The sequence below is a fragment of the Pseudoalteromonas sp. S2755 genome, from assembly GCF_005886535.1.
In the GTDB taxonomy this organism is placed as follows: Bacteria; Pseudomonadota; Gammaproteobacteria; order Enterobacterales; family Alteromonadaceae; genus Pseudoalteromonas.
In genome coordinates this window covers 1-21,893 of the sequence record NZ_PNDS01000051.1, presented here as the reverse complement: position 1 = coordinate 21,893, position 21,893 = coordinate 1, and the positions used below count along the sequence as shown (strand labels likewise).

Annotated in this window: 34 protein-coding genes; 18 read left to right on the top strand and 16 right to left on the bottom strand. The window is 44.1% G+C overall.

The window, feature by feature from the left end:
• Positions 1–85: 85 nt before the first annotated feature.
• The 15 genes from CWC03_RS10330 to CWC03_RS10265 form a co-directional block, all read right to left on the bottom strand.
• Positions 86–811 (bottom strand): hypothetical protein, encoded by a 726-nt coding sequence (locus tag CWC03_RS10330; RefSeq protein WP_171040231.1) that lies wholly within the window; start codon positions 809–811, stop codon positions 86–88.
• A gap of 5 nt (positions 812–816) precedes the next feature.
• Positions 817–2,001, bottom strand: a complete 1,185-nt coding sequence (locus CWC03_RS10325) for a hypothetical protein (protein ID WP_138581853.1) — start codon at positions 1,999–2,001, stop codon at positions 817–819.
• A gap of 144 nt (positions 2,002–2,145) precedes the next feature.
• On the bottom strand, positions 2,146–2,604 hold the full coding sequence (locus tag CWC03_RS10320; protein ID WP_138581852.1) for a phage virion morphogenesis protein: 459 nt from the start codon (positions 2,602–2,604) through the stop codon (positions 2,146–2,148).
• A gap of 99 nt (positions 2,605–2,703) precedes the next feature.
• Positions 2,704–4,044 carry a phage head morphogenesis protein gene (locus tag CWC03_RS10315; protein ID WP_138581851.1) on the bottom strand — a complete coding sequence of 447 codons (1,341 nt, stop codon included), beginning with the start codon at positions 4,042–4,044 and terminating at the stop codon, positions 2,704–2,706.
• Positions 4,037–5,578 carry a DUF935 domain-containing protein gene (locus CWC03_RS10310; RefSeq protein ID WP_138581850.1) on the bottom strand — a complete coding sequence of 514 codons (1,542 nt, stop codon included), beginning with the start codon at positions 5,576–5,578 and terminating at the stop codon, positions 4,037–4,039. Before CWC03_RS10310 ends, CWC03_RS10315 begins: the two co-directional genes overlap by 8 nt.
• Before the next feature lie 2 nt (positions 5,579–5,580).
• A complete protein-coding gene (locus tag CWC03_RS23445; protein ID WP_157782780.1) occupies positions 5,581–5,727 on the bottom strand; it encodes a hypothetical protein in 147 nt (48 codons plus the stop codon).
• Complete coding sequence (locus tag CWC03_RS10305; RefSeq protein WP_138581849.1) at positions 5,727–7,256, bottom strand: terminase large subunit domain-containing protein; 1,530 nt, start codon at positions 7,254–7,256, stop codon at positions 5,727–5,729. The genes CWC03_RS23445 and CWC03_RS10305 overlap by 1 nt, the downstream gene beginning before the upstream one ends.
• Positions 7,256–7,837, bottom strand: coding sequence for a DUF3486 family protein (locus CWC03_RS10300; protein WP_138581848.1), 582 nt, complete (start codon positions 7,835–7,837; stop codon positions 7,256–7,258). Before CWC03_RS10300 ends, CWC03_RS10305 begins: the two co-directional genes overlap by 1 nt.
• A gap of 2 nt (positions 7,838–7,839) precedes the next feature.
• The gene (locus tag CWC03_RS10295) at positions 7,840–8,142 is read right to left on the bottom strand and encodes a VpaChn25_0724 family phage protein (RefSeq protein WP_138581847.1); all 303 of its coding nucleotides are present in this window, start codon (positions 8,140–8,142) and stop codon (positions 7,840–7,842) included.
• Positions 8,133–8,444: a DUF2730 family protein gene (locus tag CWC03_RS10290; RefSeq protein WP_138581846.1), complete on the bottom strand. Its 312-nt coding sequence runs from the start codon at positions 8,442–8,444 to the stop codon at positions 8,133–8,135. The genes CWC03_RS10295 and CWC03_RS10290 overlap by 10 nt, the downstream gene beginning before the upstream one ends.
• Positions 8,444–8,668: a TraR/DksA C4-type zinc finger protein gene (locus CWC03_RS10285; RefSeq protein ID WP_138581845.1), complete on the bottom strand. Its 225-nt coding sequence runs from the start codon at positions 8,666–8,668 to the stop codon at positions 8,444–8,446. Before CWC03_RS10285 ends, CWC03_RS10290 begins: the two co-directional genes overlap by 1 nt.
• Complete coding sequence (locus CWC03_RS10280; protein WP_174171086.1) at positions 8,668–8,928, bottom strand: hypothetical protein; 261 nt, start codon at positions 8,926–8,928, stop codon at positions 8,668–8,670. Before CWC03_RS10280 ends, CWC03_RS10285 begins: the two co-directional genes overlap by 1 nt.
• Positions 8,921–9,508: a glycoside hydrolase family 108 protein gene (locus CWC03_RS10275; protein ID WP_138581844.1), complete on the bottom strand. Its 588-nt coding sequence runs from the start codon at positions 9,506–9,508 to the stop codon at positions 8,921–8,923. The genes CWC03_RS10280 and CWC03_RS10275 overlap by 8 nt, the downstream gene beginning before the upstream one ends.
• 75 nt (positions 9,509–9,583) lie before the next feature.
• A complete protein-coding gene (locus tag CWC03_RS10270; RefSeq protein WP_138581843.1) occupies positions 9,584–10,078 on the bottom strand; it encodes a hypothetical protein in 495 nt (164 codons plus the stop codon).
• Positions 10,075–11,067 carry a hypothetical protein gene (locus CWC03_RS10265; protein WP_088531232.1) on the bottom strand — a complete coding sequence of 331 codons (993 nt, stop codon included), beginning with the start codon at positions 11,065–11,067 and terminating at the stop codon, positions 10,075–10,077. The genes CWC03_RS10270 and CWC03_RS10265 overlap by 4 nt, the downstream gene beginning before the upstream one ends.
• Positions 11,068–11,560: 493 nt before the next feature.
• Here CWC03_RS10265 and CWC03_RS23440 point away from each other — a divergent pair, with 493 nt between their 5' ends.
• From CWC03_RS23440 to CWC03_RS10255, 3 genes are all read left to right on the top strand, one after another.
• A complete protein-coding gene (locus CWC03_RS23440) occupies positions 11,561–11,710 on the top strand; it encodes a hypothetical protein (protein WP_171040230.1) in 150 nt (49 codons plus the stop codon).
• A 105-nt stretch (positions 11,711–11,815) separates the two neighbouring features.
• On the top strand, positions 11,816–12,265 hold the full coding sequence (locus tag CWC03_RS10260) for a hypothetical protein (protein WP_138581842.1): 450 nt from the start codon (positions 11,816–11,818) through the stop codon (positions 12,263–12,265).
• A gap of 2 nt (positions 12,266–12,267) precedes the next feature.
• A complete protein-coding gene (locus tag CWC03_RS10255) occupies positions 12,268–12,618 on the top strand; it encodes a hypothetical protein (protein WP_138581841.1) in 351 nt (116 codons plus the stop codon).
• Positions 12,619–12,622: 4 nt separating this feature from the next.
• On the opposite strand, the gene CWC03_RS10250 is transcribed toward CWC03_RS10255, so the two are convergent.
• Positions 12,623–13,105 carry a helix-turn-helix domain-containing protein gene (locus CWC03_RS10250; protein ID WP_138581840.1) on the bottom strand — a complete coding sequence of 161 codons (483 nt, stop codon included), beginning with the start codon at positions 13,103–13,105 and terminating at the stop codon, positions 12,623–12,625.
• A 93-nt stretch (positions 13,106–13,198) separates the two neighbouring features.
• Between CWC03_RS10250 and CWC03_RS10245 the strand changes: the two genes are divergently transcribed.
• The 15 genes from CWC03_RS10245 to CWC03_RS10180 are packed head-to-tail and all read left to right on the top strand — an operon-like array spanning position 13,199 to position 21,366.
• Positions 13,199–13,462, top strand: coding sequence for a helix-turn-helix domain-containing protein (locus tag CWC03_RS10245; protein ID WP_088531228.1), 264 nt, complete (start codon positions 13,199–13,201; stop codon positions 13,460–13,462).
• 56 nt (positions 13,463–13,518) lie between these two features.
• Positions 13,519–13,899, top strand: a complete 381-nt coding sequence (locus CWC03_RS10240) for a hypothetical protein (RefSeq protein ID WP_138581839.1) — start codon at positions 13,519–13,521, stop codon at positions 13,897–13,899.
• On the top strand, positions 13,886–14,362 hold the full coding sequence (locus CWC03_RS10235) for a hypothetical protein (RefSeq protein ID WP_095729158.1): 477 nt from the start codon (positions 13,886–13,888) through the stop codon (positions 14,360–14,362). Before CWC03_RS10240 ends, CWC03_RS10235 begins: the two co-directional genes overlap by 14 nt.
• Positions 14,363–14,373: 11 nt before the next feature.
• Positions 14,374–14,529: a hypothetical protein gene (locus CWC03_RS23435; protein WP_157757237.1), complete on the top strand. Its 156-nt coding sequence runs from the start codon at positions 14,374–14,376 to the stop codon at positions 14,527–14,529.
• On the top strand, positions 14,526–14,792 hold the full coding sequence (locus CWC03_RS10230) for a hypothetical protein (protein WP_010604424.1): 267 nt from the start codon (positions 14,526–14,528) through the stop codon (positions 14,790–14,792). The genes CWC03_RS23435 and CWC03_RS10230 overlap by 4 nt, the downstream gene beginning before the upstream one ends.
• Positions 14,789–15,094 (top strand): MarR family transcriptional regulator, encoded by a 306-nt coding sequence (locus tag CWC03_RS10225; RefSeq protein ID WP_138581838.1) that lies wholly within the window; start codon positions 14,789–14,791, stop codon positions 15,092–15,094. Before CWC03_RS10230 ends, CWC03_RS10225 begins: the two co-directional genes overlap by 4 nt.
• Before the next feature lie 2 nt (positions 15,095–15,096).
• Complete coding sequence (locus CWC03_RS10220) at positions 15,097–16,017, top strand: hypothetical protein (protein WP_138581837.1); 921 nt, start codon at positions 15,097–15,099, stop codon at positions 16,015–16,017.
• Positions 16,014–17,792 carry a DDE-type integrase/transposase/recombinase gene (locus CWC03_RS10215; protein ID WP_138581836.1) on the top strand — a complete coding sequence of 593 codons (1,779 nt, stop codon included), beginning with the start codon at positions 16,014–16,016 and terminating at the stop codon, positions 17,790–17,792. Before CWC03_RS10220 ends, CWC03_RS10215 begins: the two co-directional genes overlap by 4 nt.
• Before the next feature lie 3 nt (positions 17,793–17,795).
• Complete coding sequence (locus CWC03_RS10210; RefSeq protein WP_138581835.1) at positions 17,796–18,941, top strand: ExeA family protein; 1,146 nt, start codon at positions 17,796–17,798, stop codon at positions 18,939–18,941.
• A gap of 2 nt (positions 18,942–18,943) precedes the next feature.
• Entirely contained in the window at positions 18,944–19,261 is a 318-nt protein-coding gene (locus CWC03_RS10205; RefSeq protein WP_138581834.1) for a hypothetical protein, read from the top strand.
• A gap of 12 nt (positions 19,262–19,273) precedes the next feature.
• Complete coding sequence (locus CWC03_RS10200; RefSeq protein WP_138581833.1) at positions 19,274–19,903, top strand: DUF3164 family protein; 630 nt, start codon at positions 19,274–19,276, stop codon at positions 19,901–19,903.
• A 10-nt stretch (positions 19,904–19,913) separates the two neighbouring features.
• Entirely contained in the window at positions 19,914–20,561 is a 648-nt protein-coding gene (locus tag CWC03_RS10195; RefSeq protein WP_138581832.1) for a gp16 family protein, read from the top strand.
• Positions 20,554–20,952 (top strand): Mor transcription activator family protein, encoded by a 399-nt coding sequence (locus CWC03_RS10190; protein ID WP_138581831.1) that lies wholly within the window; start codon positions 20,554–20,556, stop codon positions 20,950–20,952. Before CWC03_RS10195 ends, CWC03_RS10190 begins: the two co-directional genes overlap by 8 nt.
• Positions 20,952–21,197, top strand: coding sequence for a hypothetical protein (locus tag CWC03_RS10185; protein WP_138581830.1), 246 nt, complete (start codon positions 20,952–20,954; stop codon positions 21,195–21,197). The genes CWC03_RS10190 and CWC03_RS10185 overlap by 1 nt, the downstream gene beginning before the upstream one ends.
• On the top strand, positions 21,187–21,366 hold the full coding sequence (locus CWC03_RS10180) for a hypothetical protein (protein WP_099644192.1): 180 nt from the start codon (positions 21,187–21,189) through the stop codon (positions 21,364–21,366). The genes CWC03_RS10185 and CWC03_RS10180 overlap by 11 nt, the downstream gene beginning before the upstream one ends.
• Positions 21,367–21,893: the final 527 nt, after the last annotated feature.

The window sequence follows — 21,893 nt, the reverse complement described above, 5'->3', positions numbered from 1 at the left end:
ACGTTTGTCTTGGTGCCAGTATGTGGATTTGGGTTGGAAGTGTATTTTAAACTGGGTTAATAAATGAATTATATGCCAATTATGATTAGTTTTGATTCTGCTTTAAATGTTGATCCAGTTTCTCTTTGAGCGAGTAGAACATTTGTCGCGTTTCTCTCAATTGAGAAACATTATTGACCTCGTTAGAATCTAAAAAAGGGTTTTTATATAATTCAATATGTTCAATCAAATTGTCCATGGAGTGGAGAGTGTCACATACACACAGCCTTATTAGCTTAGCTGTGTAAGTGTCTTTTTCATTGAGCATTCTTTTCACAAAAGACCCTGCTTTGAGACAAACACTATGAGAACGAATTATATAAGCATTCGAATTAGCCCCAAGAATTGAGTGCTGAACATCGCAAATTCTTAGGTCGTAAAGCGATTGTGTGAATAGAGGTTCTAACGCCTGGAATGAGTCTAGAAGATTATGTAAAGCAATGCTCTGCCTTTCAAAGTTAACCTTTTCGACTTGAAGCACTCTCTGCTCGTGCAGATTTCTTTCAGCTTGTTCTTGTGCCTCTTTATAGTTCTTTGCAGCAAGCGAATTAGAATGTTGCTGCGCTTTTATTGATTTCATAGCGATTACCAAAGCCAGAAATGCGAATACAGGGGAGAGGATACCTCCAAAAAAACTGCCAAAGTGTGACCAAGGCTCGGTTGAGCTACTGAATCCGTAGCCGGGGCCGATCCCCCAAAGAATAATTAGCGAAATAATTGTGCATATTGACAAAAAAATCGGAGTCTTTATCACTGCTGGAAAGTTTCTCATCTTGTTTACTCGGTTCCTTTATCACTTTTTGGATTTTTGATATCCAATTTTTTAATTAACTCAATGATGATCTCTTGGGTATTCAACGGAAAGCTATCAGTTTGCTCGCTTTGTCTATGGCCGAATAATTTATGGGCTATTGCCGTTTTTATCTCTTGCTGGGCTTCTAGGTCTAATGATGAGATATACGGAGTGATCGTTGTTAGCTCTAAGGCGGTTTGATGGAAGCTGTATTGTTGTTGACGGTGCTTTGTTGATTCACGAGATAAGTATGCAGCTGGAACCGATAGGGCAAAAATTAGAACTGTCCTGAATATGGACTCTTGCCAATCTAAGCCAAACTTAGCTAGGTCCCAAAACGTATAGCACACTATACCTACAATTAAAGTCATAAATGCCAATGAACCATATCTAGTATAATCGGCTGCGATCTTTTCTGTTTTCGCACTTTCGCTAAAATCATTTGCGATTACTTTTTGTGAAGTTACTGATAGTAGGTCTTCGATGGTGCTTATTTTCTCATCGACTTGTGCTGCTGTCTCTTCAAGCATTCTAGATACATCATGAGAATACTTATTAGACTTGGCAATAGCTTGATTTAGCTGTTCTTCAAACTCAAGAATTCTACTTTCCTTACTACTGGTATAATTCTCAAAATCATCTTTAATTTCAAATAACTTCGTTGTAACAGCGTTGAACTTGTGCTCTTGAGTCAGTAATTGGTTTTTGAGCCTTTGAATAAGCTCTTCTGCAGTGTTATCTAATTCGTTGAAATTATTGGAGTGATCATTGTTTATGGAAATAGCATCTTGAAAGTTAAGTAGACTTAACATGATGCCATTAGCTAATTCTGCGTCATCTCTGATCTTGACAACCAACTCCTTAGTCTCAGCGGTAAATTTTTGGCCGTGTGCAATCTCGGATTCTAAAAACCTCAGAGAGCTGACGAAAAATTCGAAGTTACTTTTCAGATTTTGAATTACATGGCCATCACGTCTTCTGTTGAGATTAAGTATAACTCTATTATTCGAAATGCTCTTTATAATGTTATCTGCCAACATTTGGCTTTGTTTGATCGATCCGCTCAGCCGGTTTTCTTTATCTTTGATGATGTCACTTAAGTCTGATAGACTTTTTTCAAGCGATTGAAGAATGGTTTTAATTTTAAAAATATCGCTATTAACTGCCATTTTATTTCCTTACCTAGCGCACAGAGCTTTAAACTGATTCTAGAAACGTTTCGAAACGCCTTTAACAGCCATATTACACTACACAACACCCAACGCTAGCACTTGAACATGTAAAAACGCCTCAGAGGGTTTCTGAGGCGTTTTTTAGTTTTCGGTAAAATAGTTGCTGAGAGTGTCCAAAATATTGGTTTCTTCATTGAGGCTTATCCCTAAATACTCACGCTGTGGAATGGCAGCAGGGCCAGGTGCCATTTCTGGCAAGCCGCCAAAGTTATGAATAGCAGCGTAAGGCTTGTTACTCCCAATTTGCGCCCAAAACGCGCCGCTATCTGCGGCAATGCTGGCTGCTAGTCCTCCAGCACTTACCTGTAGCATTTGCCCACCAACACGTTTGGGGTTTTGTTTTAGGTAGTTTTCACTAAGCGCTGGCCATGCCTCGCCTGTTACTGGGCTACGCTCTTCAGTAAAGGCGTCTTCCGTTGCGCCTTCCATAATGGCGGCTATCTCATTCATTGGATCGCTCAGGTCATCAAAGCGCAGTGCTATTTGTTCAAGCACCTGAGTTGCATCACCGCTTGTGAGTATTTCAATCTTAGTGGTCATATTGTAATCACTTGGCTGTTGGGTAATAATTGTTTGTGGCGGTGGTGTACCCCGATAGGTAAGGGGCTGTCTAACAGTGATGTGAGTTCGATTCTCACCCTACCGCCATACTTCATACAACCCACCGCTAATAGCTGCATCAATGGTGAGCGTCTTAACTTTTAGTGCATTAATTAATGTGTCTAACTCAATTCCTTTACCCTGATAACGCACCACAACCTTAATTGACTCTTCACCATCACGTTTTACATACAGCAGTTCGTTGCGTTCACGTTCCCATAGTACTTGAACTTTTGGGTCATTTATCAAAGTGCTTAACTCTGTATAGGCTTTTAGCGCTAAAGCTGTACCGTTTGCTTGGTGTTTCTCGCTGTGCGCATGGGCCAGCGCACGCTCAGATAAAATCAAAGTACGGGCCGCATCAATGCCCTTATCTTGGAGCTTTTGGCTAATGTCATCACCTAAAAAACTCACCACCGTTTTATGTTGTGGCCTTGGGCCATTAGCCTTTAAGCCTACCTTATCGCCAGCAAGCTTTGCTGCTTGAAAGCGCTCTATACGCTCGATGCTTTTACGCGTCCACAGCTCAAATGCTTTAGCCCGTTCATCACTATTGTTGAGCGCCTGAATGGTCTCAGCGCGTAACTGTACGTCTTCCACTTTGCCCAGCTTAACTGCCACGGCGACATCGGTGCCAAAGGCTGATTGGCCAGGCGAATAGGCCCAGCCCACATCTGGCGTCATTACATCGCCACTGGGTAACTTAACTCGTGCATGCTCAGTGGTTTTAACTTCGCCAGATTCGCGGCTCACAATCTCTGCATCAAATTGCTGTACATAGCCGCTACCGTCTTCTACGGTTAAGCCACGCGCTTTTACTTGCTCTGCGGTGAGCGCACGAACGCGACAGCGGCAACCCCAGCCATTGGGCGGGAATATGGTTTGCCAAATGGGGTCATCAAACCTAAACACTTTCCCATGCAGCAGCCTATGTTCAGGCCGTGTCTGTGCATCATCAATAGCAACATACTGCCAATACGGATGCGTTTTACTGCGAGCCAACATGCGGCGATAGCGGCCACTCATATAGGCGGTTTGTAGATTGGTGCGGTAAATATTATTTAAGCGATAGGGGCTGCCCAGTTGAACGCTATCACCTTGCTCATTTTTGGTTTTGCCCCACCAACCAAGCTTTTGCAGCTCTGGCGTTAGCTGCTCTCTAAATTGTTTTGCCGTTAAGCCTTCAGCAAGCGCCGTGTCGGTGTACTTGCGTATCGCCTCTAGTACTTCCATGCTCTGCACCCGCGCCACAGTAAATGCTTTGGCGTGCGCTGTAGTCAGCACATCGTGCCATTCATCGCTTATCGCATAACCTTTAGATTTAAAGTAAGCCACAGCATCCGCAGGTGGCTTATTGAAAGCAATACTGAGATCAATCATTGATCATGCCCCAAATCTCACTCACAAAAATCAGCTTGGTGAGCATTTCGGTCAGTTGGTCTTGGTCAACTGCGGGATAAAGTTCGGCAAGCTCAATAGCGGCTAACTCTTCGCTTTGGTTAAGTTTGTCCAAAAGTGGCTGAAGCGTGGCTTTGTACTCTTCGCGCATATCGCCACTGGTGATTGCATCAATGGCAGTATCTAGTTCTGTTTGCGTGCTGCGTGTTTGGTATTCCGCATTAAGTGCGGCCACTGCTGTATTGAGTGCGGCAGTACTAGACGGTTTGCCAAGTACTGGCTCGTTGTTGGTAGGGATTGGGATTTGTAGCTTTTCGTTAGCCCAATGTACGGGAATTTGCACACCTGTCTCAACGAGCAACTTTAGTGCAGGTGCTAACCTTGCAATATCCTCAGACTCTGTTTTATCAAACTCAAAGTGTGGCAACCGACGATTGCCCTGGTAGGATTTTCCATTTAGGGCGTACATGGGATAAATCAAATCACGTGTAATGGTCTGCTCCAGCTGTTTTAAATCACTTAGTGTGATGTCTTGCATCACTTCTAAATGCACGTTACCAAGTGCATTAGTGCTGGTTTTGCCGTCTGCCTGGGTGGTAAGTGTTGCACCGATGATAGCTTTTGATTGTGTTAGCTCGCACCAGCGGATCATGCTTTCAAACGGATCTGCTTGCCCGTTTGCGGCGCTTTGAAAATCAATCTCCATTCCTCTTGGTATGATACCGCCAGCGTTATGGCCAATCGCCATCACGGCACGCAGGAGTGTGGCTTTCTCAGCATCGGTTGCACCGCTTGGGTACTTACCAACGCGTACAGGCAAACCGTAGATCTCTAAAAACTCCGCTAAGTCTCGTACGCTAAAATTCTTAAATAGGAATGGCCAAGCAAGTACGGAGAGCAATCCAGCCCTATGGACATAACCCGATTTTGATTTATGAATATGCAGCGCCCAGCCAAACGGGTTGAGGGCTTCGCCTTCGTCGCTGCTGTCATTAAGCATAATGCGGTTAAAGTCGTTGGGGTGGGTTTTAAATATGTTTTGGTCACGGTGAGTGCAACCTGTGATCATTTGCTGTTTATCTAAATATTCCCAATGTAGCTCGTTGGCGCTAAAACCTTTTAATATGGCATCAGTCGCATCAAACAAAAAGTCATTAAACCAAGTAGCATCTTCAAGCCACTCGTTAAGCATATCGGTATCACGTTTTTCGGCACTACTCGGATTACGAGGTGGTTTAACTTCCCAATCGTAACCAAGCACAGCGCGGCGACGCTTGCCCAGTTCGCAGCTTATGTGGCCGTCTTTGTCCTCGATGTCTTTGGCCAAATCAGCCATCGCAGCCAAATTGCCTTCTTCCGCTTCTTTTAGCAAGCTGGCCAGCTTTGCAGGGGTTAGCCCCTGCGTTGGGTGTTCTGCATATTGCCTAAGCAACATGCCCACTTGGGCATTTTCTTCAGTTTGATTTTGATCTAGCTTATTAACTGATAGCGGATCGCCATTAATGTCTACTAGCATAGTTATACTCGCAAAATAGGTTTGATTGATACCACGTATACATCGAGGTCAAGGGTGTAGCGTTCAGCAGCTTCATAGCTGGGAGCCTCAATATCTATAAAGCCGCCAACGGTGGTAAAGATGTATTCGAACTTGATACGCCAGCGCATTACCAGCACCCCGCGCCCTGAAAACTGCCTAGGTCTTCGTAGTTAAAGTCGTTGCTGCCACTTTTGCTTGGTAGCGGAGTGAACTCAATGGCGCTGCCATCCATCCAACTGGCGCGGTTGGCCATGGCTAAACCCACCGCAAAGTCGCCGTGGCGCTGACGGCCATCACTGCCTTTGTCAGAACCTTTATCAATTTTTGGGGTGCCGTTACGCACCGAGATTTTTTGCATGTCGCCCAAGATGTCTTGGTGCTTAGGGATGAGTATATTTTGGTCTTCAAACTCGGCTTTTAGCTTGGGCATCCACTCCCTGTACCAATTGTCGTTAAGCATGACTTGCTCAACCATTTCTGTGCCGTAATGTAGTGCTGCGGCTTCGGCCAAGTAGCCACCGTTACCCGTGGCGTCAAACGCTAAACCTTGTAAACGCGGCAAGCGCTGGGTGAGGTAAAGCATAATGTAACGCTGGGCATCGTAAGTTAAGTTGGTTAGCTCAACCACGAACGGTACGCGCTTAGCCAATGCTTTACTGATTTCGAGAGGCACAAACACCGATAAATCGCCACGGCGGGCGAAGTCTTCCCCAAAGCTGTGGTTTAGCTCGGGGTTAAGTTTGTTCAGTTCAGGGTCTAACTGCTCGGCTATCCAGTCATCAATAAACTGTTGGCGTCTGGCTTCAGGCCAGCTCATAAAATCGCTAGGGGCTTCAAGGCGTAAAATTGGGATGGTGTTCGCCATCGCCGCTTCAATCAAGGTGCGGCCAATGTAGGCACCACCGCCTTTTTTGGGTTCACAAAAGTACTCTTCGCGCGCGTCTTCTTCGCTAGCGGTGTCTTTCAGTAAGTCATCAATCCATTTGCTTTCGGCTTCTTGCGTCCACGTTTTACGTTGGCGCTGGCAAATACGCTGGTAAAGTCCTTCGCGGCAGGCATCTAAAATGGTGATAGTGTGTACTGAATAGCGCTTTTTGCCTGCGCGGCTTTCTTGCACCAACTCGTTAAACAGGTTATCTACGCCGTTGTGTGTGCTGATCAAACGGACTTTGGCGCCCCACATGGTCAGAGCCAATGCGGCTTTAAGTACTTCGGCCAAGCGCTCATGGAATGCCGCTTCATCAATGGTTACGTTGCCTTGCATGCCCCGTAAATTCGCGGGGTTAGAGCTGAGCGCTTGGATTTTAAAGCCACTGGCAAAGTAGATAACAAAGGTTAAGATCTCTTTGCCGTCTTGGCCGTCGTCAATAAACAACTCTTCTTGAATATCACCAGCAGCCTTGTTAAATGCTTTGGCCCACATGGCTGCCGCTTCAATAAACTCGCGCGCCATTTCTTTATTCGAGCCAACATAAAAATGGTTGGTGCCAAAGGCGTCTTTGCTTTTACTGGCTTCTAGCACCGCATCGGCCGCTTCTGCCCATGTGATACCTGTACGGCGGCTCTTTTCCGCAATTTTTAACGGCGAGTCGTCGGCTATCCAGCGCTTTTGGTAGCCAAGCAGCAGCTCGTTGGGATTAAACGGCACCAACTCCATTATGCGATCCCCAATATTTGGTTTTTGATCATTTGTGCGCCTTCAGCCGTTAAACCCGCTTGGATGGCCGTTTCTTCGGCTGCTGCCGCTGCTTCTTCAGCGAATGCTTTGCGGATGTCTTTTTCACGTTGGTGCACTTTCATAGCGGTTTCTTCTAACCACTTGGTTGAGCGCATTACCTCTTTGATTTCACCAATATCTATGTCGGCGTCTTCGTCGGGGTTCATCAACTGGCGCTGCATGGCTTTAAACAACTGAGTTCGGCCCATTTCTAAAATGAGTTTTGACGTTTCGCCCATCGGCTTGTCGCCCAGTTCTGCAACCAGCGCTTTGGTCGCGGCTTGCGTTTCACGCAGTTGTTTACCTATAGCCTCAGTCTTTTGGGCATGGCGACTGAGGCCACTACGCGAAATAGTCGCCTCCTCATCCATGCCCGCATCGAGAATTAGCTGATTTACAGCAACCAAAATATCAGCTTGTGAATTGCCACTATCGCGTAGCATTTCGTCTAGCTTCTTCTTGATGTCTTCTGGCAACGCATCAATCTTACTGGGTTTGCCTCTGCGTACAGCATCACTCATGGCTACTTACTCCGAGGACCAGGACGCTTAATACCAGGAACAACACTACGACCTGTAGCAACATCAGCACCAGTCTGAGTAATACTGGCAACCCAAGTATTGTTACTTAAACGGTCAATTGATACGTAACCGTTTTGCTCCAGCCAATTTAGTTGGGTATGCAATTGGTCACGGCTACAGCCAATAGCGTAGCGGTCTAAAATGTCTCCCAATATGCTGCTGTTTAGACCGTAGTCAGGGGATTCGTTCAATGAGATCAAAATGCTGATCCGCTGGTGTTCAGCCATTAATTCAATTATTGGCATTTCTTTGAACCTCGCAATTCATTTTCCATTAGTAAGTCGGTAACTCGTTTTAGGTCGCCAAGCTGGGGGGAGAGTGCGTCAATTTTTCCTCCGACCTCAATTAGGCGTTTATCTAAGTCGTGTAGATCTTCAGCACTAGGTAAATCTTCAATAGTCTTTTCAACAGCGTTCACTCGTTGCGCCAACTCGTCGTGTTTGACTCGGCTTACAAATGTGGCCCTTAGCCATGCAATAGAACCAGCACCAACGATTAACACGCCAGCGGCTAGCATTTGCTTCCACCATTCCAATACAAAATCCATTAGCGCTTCCTACTGTGTTGTTGAAGCTGCTCTTGACGTTCCTTACAATCCACGCAGTACTTGCATCGGTGCACGGCTTGGCGGCGAGCTTTAGGTATTTCAGTACCACATTCTAGGCAGTGGTAAAAGCCTACATTTTCACCTACAAAAAGAGCTCGATTTGTTTTTAATCCTCGCTCTAAATCTTGTTCAGCTAAACGCTGAGCATCGTCTACCGCATCCATTAGATTTCCTTCGATTTGAAAGTGTGTTCTGGTGTGTTGCAAGCGCTTGGATAGATGTTGTGCCTATAAAGCTTGCTGCGAATATCGACTTCAGAAATTGAACGCCAGCCCTTAGCAAATTTGCTTTGCATCGTGCCGTCGTAGCTGTGCAGTGGAATTTGGTTGGCATCAAACGGTTCGCCATTCTGCCTCGCGGCAATCTCAGCTTTTATTCGTTTTATTCGGCCTTGCGTGTAGCTCCATTGCCAATTTCTACCCATGATTGACTCCCTCGGTGGCAAGCTCGGTAATGTGCTCTAAGCGGTTATACCAACCTTCAAGGTTCGGTCTTTGTGTGGGGTCGTTGGCGCAAATTCTTGCGTATTTACGAGCGCGGCGCAGGCTCAAGCCAATAATGAGCTGGTTGGGTAAAATACTTTGGCAAGCTTGGAGAGTCTTTGAGCCAAAGCGGCCATCTGGCTTAGCGCCTACATAACGTTGTACGAGCTGAGTCATGCCAGGTACACCGTGTTGAACAGCGCCATCTAACAACATGAGCGCCGACCCTGTATTCATGCTCTCGCAATACATTGGCCGCCAATAGTCACGGTGATACAAGCGAACAGCTTGAGCTAATGTGAGTTCAGCAATATTGAGATTTGGATAAGCGCGTTGACTGATCCCAAACTTAGTTAGTCCGCCTCGGTCTGACGCAACATTGTTGATACCGCCATCTGCACGTAAGCCGCCCTCAAGGTATAGAATGGGAATAATTGAGTCGGCAAAATTTAAAGAAAACGGTGCTAAAGCATCGCGGATCTCTGGCTGTTGCTTAAAGTAGTTAAGGTTGGGTAAGGTCATTTGGCATCTCCATCAGGCTGTGCTGATAGAGTGCCAATAGCGTTGGTGAGTGTATTTTAAACTGGGTTAATAAATTTAATCGTCTTCGATTCCTTCTTTCTTCCGACGTTCATTAATTTCGTTCTGAATGCGTTCTTCTTGTAGCTCCATCAGTGCTGCTGGGAGTTTGAAGGAAAGTACGGATGCAATGAAACCTGTATATAAATATATATATTCAAACCAAATCACTAGTTTAGGGCATGGTTTTTTAATCAAGATTGCACAAAAAATCAAAAACAATGTGATTAGATAAAGCTTGAAAAGCCACTTCTTTCTGACTAGACGATTGTATGTCAACACACTGCCTAACTGGGCGACTTGCCAACCACCTGCTGGGAGCGATTTAGGATCTCCAATCAGGGTGATAACGGCAATTAAAAAACCTGCCAGTATGGAAAATACGGTAACAATGATATTTACCGCATCTTGATTATTGTGGATATAAGGTTGACCAAAATAAGAAAACAGACCAGCCCACAATGCCAAGCAAAGTGCTAGTTTAAGTTTTTCTCTATCGGTCTTGTTTTTCACTGGTTTAAGATCCCCTTGTCCTTAAGGTCATTATAATACGTTCTTAGCTTTTGCCATGCATCCACTTTCGTTACTGACTTACCTTGCTTACTAATTTTATCATGTGATGAAATCTGGATTTCATGAGGTGAAATCTTAGTATCACCATACGTTATGATTTCAAAGCCCAAGCCAACTTCGTTTTCTGGGTCATATTCGTGAACTATTTTCTCAGCGGCTAATTTTAGGTGTTTCTTTCCTGTAGCACCAAATTCTGGTGTTTTTCGCTTATGATGTGCATTCTTTCCATCAAATCTTAAACTGACTCTAACATCGACGTTTTCCATTTCTGTCATTTCAGAGTTTTCAGGATCTTCTGCAAATACTCTACTAAATTCTTCATATACTTTGTTCATTAAGCCATGTGACTTCTTATCTGTTTCTTCAAGCCTTAACAAACTTGCATTATACAGTGACATGTTCAAATCAATGGCTTTTACGCCTTCTTTTCTTATCACTTTAAGCTTATTTGAATCAGCAATACTTGCCAAGGTCAGAGTATGTCCTACTTCTGGTTTCCCATATTTTGCAAGGATTTTCCGGAGATAATATTGAAGACCAGCCTCTCTGAGGCTACTAGAGCAAAATAAAACATGGTTATTACGGATATAAGCAAACAAATCTCCATCTAAGAATTCTTTTCCTTCTGGTGCTGCATATATATCGGTGTCACATTCAGATTTAGTTTTGTCATTGTCTAAAATAGAGGCTTCCTCACCTGGCTTGTAGCTTGTAATGTGTAAATAAATCCCCTTATGTTCATCTTTCACCTGTGAAGATGAGCATTGAACCTCACCACCAATTCTGGCAAAAGTTCGCTCTCCGGAACTTGGAAACTGCTCATGTGCAGCAATGATCATTTTTTCTAAAGATGTTTTGGTTTTAGCTTGCCAAGAGGCGCGTCGGTAATAGAGCTTTTTACTTCTAGTTTCAGTGTTCAATACTGTCATAGTGTTACCTTGGTTAATCCATTCGCGGCAATGAGAGACAAAGGGTGACAAGTCAAATGTACTCTCCCTGCACATATTTAAAGCTTACTGTTTCAACAATTAATTAAATGTAAACTTTTATATATGTAAACTTCAACTAAAAGTAGACACTTAACCAAACATTTAGCGAATCTTTGGGTTAAATCAAATGTTTTTGTTAAATCAAAGTTTATTTTTTCAACCAAAAATCTGGGGGTTGTCCGTTGCCAAAGTATCGCATCATAACGCTAAATACGGGCGCTCTGTCGCAAATGAGTAAAATTATTCCGAAAATAAACACAAAACTATTTGCCTAACATTTGGCAAATGTTATAGTCGAGTTAATGGATTGAGTAACCAGTAGTAACGTAGCACGGACAGCCACGGCATCCGTTCCCATTTTTAATCTAAGTTAAAGATTATTTCTTAATTTTGCTGCTATGCTGTTTGCTCCAATTACATAAGGAGTAAAAACATGAAAACAAAAACACAGATCCCAAGTCAGCTACTGAAAACTATTTTTGGCGGGAGTGCTGGGGGTGGTGATGGTATAGAACCACCGAAGGCATCCGTGAATAAATCTTCGGGCTACGGCGCTGAACAGGATCAAAGTTATAAAGGGTAAAGGACTTTGAACGAATTTTTCGTTGCAATAGGCTGGGCGATCATTGTGAGCAAGTTTGTTGCTCTGATTGCTCTCCTATTTTTTTCAAAACAAGGAGTTAAAGAGATGCTTACGGGCTTCCCATCTAAGGATTGGAGAGAGCAAGTTGAGCATTCTTTGTTTATAGTAACTGCGGTTAGCTTTGGTTTTCACTTTCTCGGGCGATTCATATCAGATGCCATATTGTCAGCAAGTATAGATCCCGCCGCCAAAAGGCAGCTTTATTATCTATTTTTTGCACTGTATGAAGTGATATATGTAGCACTTATAGTAAAGCTACACATGATGCGTGATTGTGTTTTTGCTCGTTACTCACGATTTGTCTGCTTTCTATCTGCTGCCATGGCCACATTGTTAATGGCAAGATATGTTGATCGCGTAATACTAGAGGCTGATCTGTTACGTAACGTATTCAAATACTGTGTTGCAGGAATTAACGTCGCAACGTTATTAGTAATAGGCGCATACCCTGCATTTAGAGTATTTAATTTGGTTCCGAGTAAACGTTGGGTTTAGAGATGAAATTTGAAGTATTACTCTTAGCTATGATTTTTGGATGTTGCGTTTACTTGTATTACATGGCGTTTAGGCTAAAAAGCCTAATTAAAGTGATTGAAGTACCGAGTAAACCAAGGCTAGCTAGTCACTCAGTAAATAATGTCACCTCTCTATCAAGCCATAAGAAAGAAGTGCTTTTAGATCAGTCAATCCAGCTGTTGGCAAAAACTGAAAGTTACGAGAAACACTTTGAACACGCCTCAAAGGAAGAAATAATTCATTTTGATATGGAATTTCGCTTTGAGCGTAGGCGGCTACTCAAAGCACTAAAAAACATTGGGTATTTTGATCGAGTAAAGCAAACTAAGTAATATTTTAGTCAGTGTTTACTGCGTTCAAAACATCTCTTATTGAGTCATTGCTCATATTACCAGTCAATTCAGCTTTTACTAAAATTCTCGTAGCTTTCTCAATTAATGAAAGGCTTTTAATCGCATCAAACTCTCCATTTTCGCCCAGCTCATTCTTTAACCTCTTCGCTTGATAAACTGTAAGCAGTGCTTCTCTTGCCGCATAACAAGCAGCATCTACAGCGCTTTCCATATCAAAAGACTCTTGGTCAATAAGAGAAACTCCAGCTCGGTTTCCAGTTACTACAAATGCAGCATCAAAACCCATCGATGCGAGTTGAACTAGTTTATCTGATGGAATGGCAATAGATGATTCCCATCGACTAATTTGCTTACTCGACATTCCTAAAAAATCTGCGACATCTTTTTGGCTTAAATTCAAACGCTTACGCTCAGCCTGAAATAATGAGCAGACATTTATGTCTGCTTCTGTTGATTTTGAGGACATATATGTACTATTCTAAGCCTAACAATTAACCAAACCTTTTATTTTCACTCGCCAAAGTTCAGGTAAAAGGTTTACTCAAAAAGGTAATGTACTATGAAATCCTCCGAAATTAAACAAGCTATTGCAAACGAAGGCTATTCGCTTTCTATGGTTGCTGATGCACTGGGTGTTAGTCTTGCAACTGTTTCAGGTGTCGTTTGTGGGCACACTAAGTCTCAAAAGGTCGCAAATGCTATTGCCAAGATCATAGGTAAAGAGACCTGTGATGTTTTCCCCAACGTTACAGTAAGCCCACCAAGAGGGCTGATTAACAGAGAGCAAGGCGTTAACCAGCTTCAGCAGCTTTTGGCCTCGTAAGGGCTAAGTAACCACTTTACTAATAACTGAGTTACCGAACTTACAGGAGCCACACAATGCACATAATTAGCCCGTACATAGCACAATGCTATCAGCGCCAACAAAACCGTGTTCTGTTGTTGGTACAAGCGATTAACCACCACTCTGCGCTCAATATGCGTATAGCTGCCAAGTTCAACAATAAGTTGGCGCAGTTCTTTAGCGCTCGCGCAGTACACAGCGGCACAAGGTTTGTCGTCAATACACAGCCATTCAAGCAAGTTATTAAATTGGTAAGTAGCAAATTCGGTTTGCATGGTTTGGTCTCCCGTTTACGTGATGATCAAATTCTAGCCAGTAAGATCCTCTATTTGGAAGTTCCAAAAAAAGTTTGTTTTTGGAATACCCGTAAGCTGACTTTAGCATTGCAAGTTGGGGGGACTTATGACCAAGCCTAAACGCCGCCAGTGGAGCCGTGTAGTCGCTCGCAGCCTGCCTGAGTCCTTACAACTTTGTAAGGAGCATGGAATGGCGACACGCAATATGAGCGTCCCACGCATCGCCGATAGAACGGGTGTAAGCACCGATATGCTTTATAAATACCTTGGTAATGGCGATATGCCTGCTAGCTTATTAATCCCATATATGGCTGCTACAGGTAGAGAATACCCACTCCAATATATGGCACACAGCCTTGATAAGCTGGTTGTCGATATGCCTAAAAGCAAAAAGCCTTCAATGCCAACATTGAATCATCTAAACCAATTTGCAAATCAGGTAATTGGAATGGCCATGCAATTGGAAGAAGGTGGTGGAAACCATCAACACGTTGCAGAGCAAATAGTTGTTCTGATGCAAGAATTGGCTTACCAAAAACTCGAAGTCGAACGTCTCGACGATCCCCAGCAGCAGCTTATTTAGGAGCAAATAGTATGACTATCAAAGACCAAGTTGCGCCTAAAAAACGCCAACCAGAGCAAAATACAAGCATTTGTATTGGTAAGCATGCAGGTAAAACTGTGCTGCTAATGAGTATGGAGCAGCTAAAAGCACTGGCACACGGAAAACCACAAGGAGAGAACGCATGAGCTTATTAACCAAACCCGTTAGCGCTGAGCATATAAGCGTACACAGCAACCGCCCTCTAATTCAGTGCAATTGTTGTAAACGAATTGAGCAAGCAAAGCAGGCAGTAACTAAAAGCGCATGGCTGCAAGCTGCAAACCATATTGGATGGCGTCATGTTCAAAGTGAGGCGTTTGATATCGACGTTGTGTGCCCCAGTTGCGTGAGTGATTTTAACAACCCAGTTAGAAAACCAATGAAGCCCATTAAGAGAGTGTCAGCATGAGCCAATACATATCAGCACAAGTGCAACGTGTACTGGCAGCGGTTGAGTTGATGGCGGGTAAAGAGCTGGATGGTGTTGAGCCAAAGCAGCTGGCTAAGGAGTTAGACACCAGTCCAGCTGATGTAACGCGCATATTGGCAAATTTGGCACAAGCGGGTTGGGCTGAGCGCCTACCGGGGAATGAAAAGCGCTGGCGCTTACATAAAAAGCCAGTGCAGCTGAGTAACACGGTAGACCACAACATGAAAAACGTACTGCGCAACTTACAGCAAGAGTACAACAACTACAGTATTTTGAGGTAGTTATGAGCGAGAAAGATATAACACCGACGGTTGAGAAAGCACTAGTTGACGGGAAAGACTTGCTTGCTTCAAAAGAGCAAGTATTAGTTGAGTTAGGTCAAATACAGGCTTTTGACTTTATACAAAAACTGGCGACTGTCGCCAGTTTACGCTTACTCCAAAAAGCTAAGGAAACCAAAGCATATAAAGGGCTAGCCTATTCTGATGAAAGTGGAAAAGTGGCGACTGTCGCCACTTGGGATGAGTACTGTACTCACAAGTTGGGTGTGGCAAGACGCACTATTGATGACCGATTAGTGAATCTTCAACAATTCGGAGAAGAGTTCTTCGAGCAGTCACAACGTATGCAGCTTGGTTATCGGGACTTAAGAGCCTTACGTCAATTACCTGAAGAAGATCAAACATTGGTTATTGAATCAGATGCCGTTGAAGCAGGTGATAAAGAAGCTGTAAAAGAGCTAATCGATGAACTCAAAGCCAAGCATGCCAAAGAGAAAGACAAGTTAACGCAGGAGCTGGACGCAACCGAGCGCATGCTCAAAGTGTCTCGTGATTCTTCATCCAAAAAAGAAGAAGAAATCATCAAGCTTAAAACCGACTTAGAAAGCAAAAAGTTTAGTGCCGAACGCTGGAAAGGCGAAGCCAAAAGCTTTTTTGAAGCGCTGGCTAAAACCCAAAACCAAGTGCGTGAAGGGTTTAACCAAATGCTGGTGCTCAGTGAGCAGCTTGAGACGGTGCAAATTGACGATAAAACCTATGATGCCGCTAAATCCGCGTTTTATGCTGACAGCAAAATTTTACTAACTCAACTCGCGCATGTATGGAACGAAATACACCGCACCTATGGCGACTTAGACGATGCGCGCCCCAGTGGTGAGTGGCTGGCCGAAATGGGCTTCGAAGGCACTGAGGTGATCGAATGAATGCATTATCTCTAGAGTACTGGGCTGAGCAGCTAGACAACGCAGGCCACGGCCAAAAAGGCACAATTCGCGAAAAGGCATGTGAAACACTGGGCCTAAGCAAAGACGCGCTATATCGCAAACTCAAAAAGCTAGGTTGGCAAAGTGGCAAGGCTAAACGCAGTGATGCAGGCACAACAGCGATGGACGATGAAGCCTTGAATATGCTGGTGGCCATTTTAAACCAAGGGGTACGTGATAATGGTAAGCGGATCATGGATGTTACCACGGCTAAATCAATCTTGGTTGCTAATGGCTATGCCTGCTTAAGTACAAGCCAGATCAGCCGTGTACTAGCTAAACGTAATGCCTCAGTTAGCGCGTTAGATAGAGCAACACCGCATGTTCAAATGCGCAGTTTAGCGCCTAATCATGTACATCAAGTAGACCCTAGTTATTGTTTGCTTTATTACCCGCCAGGTAAAAAAGGCAAAGTGCAGCGCTACGCAAATGATTCTGAGTTTTACGCAAATAAGCCAGAGAACTTAGAGCGCATAAAGCACTTACGAGTGTGGCGTTATGTATTGGTTGACCACAATAGCGGCATGATCCGCGTGCGTTATTACGAGTCGGCAGGTGAAACGCAAGCCAACATGTTCGACTTTTTAATGTGGTGTTGGAAGCAACACGAAGGCTCGCCATTTATGGGCGTGCCACAAATTCTGTTATGGGATAAAGGCAGTGCCAACACAGGTAAAGCAATTACCAATGTATTAGATGCACTCAAAGTTAAAAATATACCTCATGAGGCTGGAAACCCCCGCGCTAAAGGGGCTGTGGAAGTGGCAAACAACATTGTTGAAAAGCAATTTGAAAGCCGTATTTTGTTTGAACCGGTTAGCAGTGTTGACGAGCTAAACGAGTCGGTATGGGCATGGCAAGAGGCATTTAATGCCAACAAAATACCTGGCATGAACTGCAAGCATAGTCGGCACAAACAAGCACGTTCAGATGTATGGCTAACCATATACCAACCACAAAACCGCGACTACCTGCGCATGCTGCCAGATGAGCAAGTTTGCAGACTACTACTGACCAAAACAGGTGAAACACGGAAGGTGAACGGTGATCTGGAGATCACTTATGTTCACCCACGTACCAAACAGCAGCACCGTTATGACATTAGTGAACTGGAGCATGTACGTAACGGGATCACGGTTTCGGTTAGTCCAATTATTGTGGGTGATACGCCGGATTTATTAGTAGGTGTTACAACCCCCCTTGATGAAGTGGTGTATCACCAAGTTCAGCCAGCAGGTGTTGGTGAAGATGGCTTTAGGTTAGATGCCCCTGTAATTGGTGAAGAGCACATCCAAAACAAAGACACAGCGACTCAAAGCGCAGCTAAAGCAGCGGATAGGCTCGCTTTTGAAAATCTCAGTGATGCAGAAATCAAGCAGGCTAAGAAGAAAAAGCTAGCTCCATTTGGGGGCGCTTTGGTCGCTCACACACACCTCAAAAATGTTGAGCACGACACCCGCATTGCGCCTAAGGGAGAAGCTATTGAGCCAGACCACGCGATTGCTAAGCAAGTCGCCGAAGCCCCACGCAAAGGCAAGGTGTTGGACTCGCTCGATTTACGCATGGTTGTCGCACAGCGTTTGGGTAGGCCCCTGCGTCCTAACGAAATTGATTGGCTGCATGGCCAAAGTATTGCTGAAACGGAAGTGTCAGCGGTTGTTGAACAGTTGCACCTAGGAATTGTGGAGACTCCAGTGCTGAAGATAGCGAGATAGCAGTTGAAAATAACAAAGCTTAGCCATGTGTTTGAAGTACTGGGGGTTAAGCAAGCCCAAGTAGTAAAAGCATTAGCCGCTAAAGGGCTGAAATTTAGCAAAGCTAGTTTAAGCCGTGTAGCAACACAAGCCGACTGGCCAAAAACCTGTGATAGCAAAGCAATTAAATCAGCCATTGCAGAGTATTTAAAAGAACTCGGTGCAACCAGCGAGCAACTAACCGATTTGTTTACCTGGTATGAGCCAAACAAGAACGCACAACCTGAAGTTGAATATGAAGATCCGGAGCCTGAAATGCTAACAGCTAACGCAAAGAAGTTTTTTAAACTACGTCGTGACCCGTTTGAAAACGAGATAACGAGCGAGGATGACCTATTTTTGGTTGATGCCCACCGTATTATTTTAGAAGACATGCTAACGGCCGCGAACGCTGGCAGCATGATTGCGCTCTATGGCGAGTGTGGAAGCGGCAAGACGATTATTCGCCGCACCTTTATACACCAAGTACAACAAGATCATCCTGATGTAATTTTGATCCAACCTGCACGATTAGACCGCCGCAAGATAACCGCAGAGTCTATCTCTACCGCTATTTGTAGAGCGCTACAAATCAAACATAAACCAAGCGCTGAAGAGCGTGATGCAGCAATAGAAGAGGCATTGATTGAAAGCGCCAACAACGGCCATTTACACCTAATGGTAATTGATGAGGCGCACGATTTAAGCGCTGATGTGATCAAGCTACTCAAGCGTATTTGGGAGTTAACGCACGGGTTTAGGCGTGTGATGGGGATTGTACTGATCGGCCAGTCGGAACTTGCCAAAAAGTTAAGCGGCCAGCACGTTCGTGAGTTTAGCTGGCGCTGCAATCAAATAAAGATGCAGCCGCTAGGGATTTATGTTCCCGAGTATATTCGCCATAAGCTATCTCGCGTTGGTGTAGATGCTGACAAAATTTTTACCGAAGACGCCCTTAGCGCCATTCGCGGCAAGTGTATGGGGCGCATTCGCCACGGCATTGCATTGGATGATGCCGAGCTAGACCGCTCTTACCCACTCAATGTAAACACTTGGCTTGCTAAAGCCATGAATGCCGCCGCTCAAATTGGTGAGCAGCAGATCACAGAACCATTAGTTTTAAAGGTGTAGCTATGAGTCAACAGGTAGAAATTCAATTAACCGGTATGGCGTTGGTTCAAGTGACTAAAACAGTCACCGTTTCACAAGAGCAGTCAAAGGCGCTTTTAGCTGATGATGGCGCAATGCAACATCTGTTAGCCAGTGCGGTAAATGCACCAGTAAAGGCTTGGGATAACGTTTTTGGTAAGCGTGAGCTGATAGAAACAATTGAGCCTACAGGGGTTCGGTGTTTAACCACGCATTGCGGTTGGGTTGGGGAAGGCGTAAGTGTTTGCCCCAAATGCCAAGGTCAACGCTTTCACAAATTTCAATCTATTCAATCAAGGTAGTAAGGGATCATCATGAATACACAAGACAATACAGCACGCACATTTTTAGCAAACCCGCGCGGCTATCAAGTACCGCTAAACAAAATTGCAGCCCACGACATTGAAAAACACGACCTAGTAAATGGGTTTGTTGATGAGGCTAAGGCGCTATCTGAGTTGCATGATGAATTTAAGCGCAAGGTGTTTAAGAGTGTGAACACATTTATAGCTGATTTGTTTGCGAGCTATAACGTTGAGATAGGCGGTAATAAAGGCAATGTTACGTTAACTAGCTATGACGCCAAGCGCAAAGTAGAAGTTGGCGTTGCTGATCAGATCACGTTTGGCCCTGAGATAAATGTGGCAAAAGAACTCATTGATAAAGTGATCAATGAAAAGCTGGAAACACTAGGCGAAGACAAGCTACTACGCCAAATTGTACAAGATGCGTTTAGCACAAACAGTGATGGCAATTACAACAAGGCGCGGATCATGGCATTGCGTAAATACCGCCTAGCCAGCGATAGCGAAGACTGGGCCAACGCGATGCAGGCACTTGATGATGCAATCATCTTGTCCAGCACCAAAACGTACGTGCGCTTTTATGAGCGCAATGCGCTGGGTAGCTGGATTCATATCCCATTGGTAAGCAAGTCTCTATAAAGGTGGCGTTATGTATTTATCAAAACCTAGATACATCCAACTTATTCATATTGCTAAAGGCCAGCTTGCTTGGGACGACGAGCTTTATCGCCAAGTATTAACTGATCTGACTAAAAAAAGCAGCTGCAAGGATATGAGCGCAGGGGAGCTTAAAAAAGTCTTGGATCATATGAAGGACAAGGGCTTTAAAGTTGAAGCTAAAAAGAGTGGTAAAGGTCGTAACTCGCCAATGACTCGTGATATAGCCCCCGAAGACAAAACCCCGCTGGATAAACTGCGTCAAGTTTGGATCGCGATGAGCCATCGCGGCTATTTACGCGATGGCTCAGAGGCTGCGCTGCTCAATTGGAGTAAATCACAAGCTAAGCGTATGAATAGTAACGTAGCTATTGAGTGTTTGGAGTGGCTACGCGCACCTATGGTTCACTCACTGATTGAGCAGTTAAAAAGCTGGTATGCGCGTCTGATGGCAAAAGACATGAGCGAACTAGCTCCTGATTTAAAAAAGCTGCCACTGAACGATGAGGAAAAGTTCGAGGCGGGGCGCTTTGTGTATAAATATAGCAACTTTTCAAATTGTAATGTTGAGCAGCTTGAGAGCGCTCTTAATTTCACAGGCCTGATGTTAGGTAAATATAGCGAGGTGCCTAGTGTCTAATTTAGATCATGTGGAATTGGGCAAAGCGTCTGAACGTGCTGAAGGTATGCTATTTACCATTTTAGAGCTAGTAGCCGAAGGAACTAAAAAGGCACTCGGCGAAGACGAAGCAGCTAAACTCGGGCTAGATGTAGTAGACACCGTACGTACAACATTTGGTGGTGAATATGTTTATGTATGTAAAGGCCGTAAGTTAGATGCAATGCTTAAGAGCAATCAGATATGGGCGGAGTTTAGAGGCAATAATCATCGAGAACTGGCCAAAAAATTTGGCTGCTCGGTTCAATGGGTTTATACGGTGATCAGAACTAAAAACCTGATCTTGTATGGAGACATTCAAGGTGATCTTTTTTCCAGTATCGAAGAGCCTGGAATTCGAGGGTCAAAGTAATGCAAAGAGATAAAGATGAAATCACAGTAAACAAATGGCTCTTACTGCTGGCACTTTTTACTACTTTACTAATTGGTTTTGAGTTTGGAAGAAGGCTATATATAGAAGAGCAATTGAAAGAACCACAGCAAGCAGCACGAATAGGCCGAAATGGTGGCCCGTCAATTCCGCCAATGGAACCCGAAGCACCACCTTTATATAGAGTGATTTGGGAGCTAATGAGTGAGGAAAAAAATGAAGAGTAATAATGTAGCACTGCAACATATAGCTAGTTATCTAAATGCTCATGGATGCAAAACCCTCGATGAAGTTGATGGTGCTTTGCAGTTGCTGATTGAAACGGCTAAAGTTACACAGAGCCAGTACAGAAATGGAACTGCTGAGAAAGCGACCTCAGTCCCGTCAATTAATTAAACATGGAGAGAGAAATGGGAATACCTTCAATCGAAGAGGCTATCATGCTATTTGTCATTGGTTCGGTATCAATACTTTTTATTGTGCTGTTCGTAGCGTGGTGTAAGAAAAAGCGATAAAACAAAAAGCGGCGCAAATTTTTGAGCGCCGCTGATTTTCACAATATCAAACTCATTTTAAAATAGGCTCTCACTCAATCCCGAACTCTCCCACATATTCCCGTAGTTTTCGCACAATTAGCTATAGAGTTTTTGTACATTGGATCATGATGAAGCTGTAGACAGAATGGCGTTGTCTATTCATCTATGAAGCTTGTTTCCATCGCGCATCCCTGCGCTCATCTCAATGAGCCGCGAAGCGCAGCTTCGGTCTCATACCAATTGAATTAATTCTCTAATCAATTTGAAGGGTGAAATAGCATATTAGCTTCGTTAAAAATTTCTCATTTAGAACAACTAAATAGCAAAATTTTTGCCTTGCTACTAAAGCTATTTCCCCGCTTCAAGATAGATCATTTACTTAATACA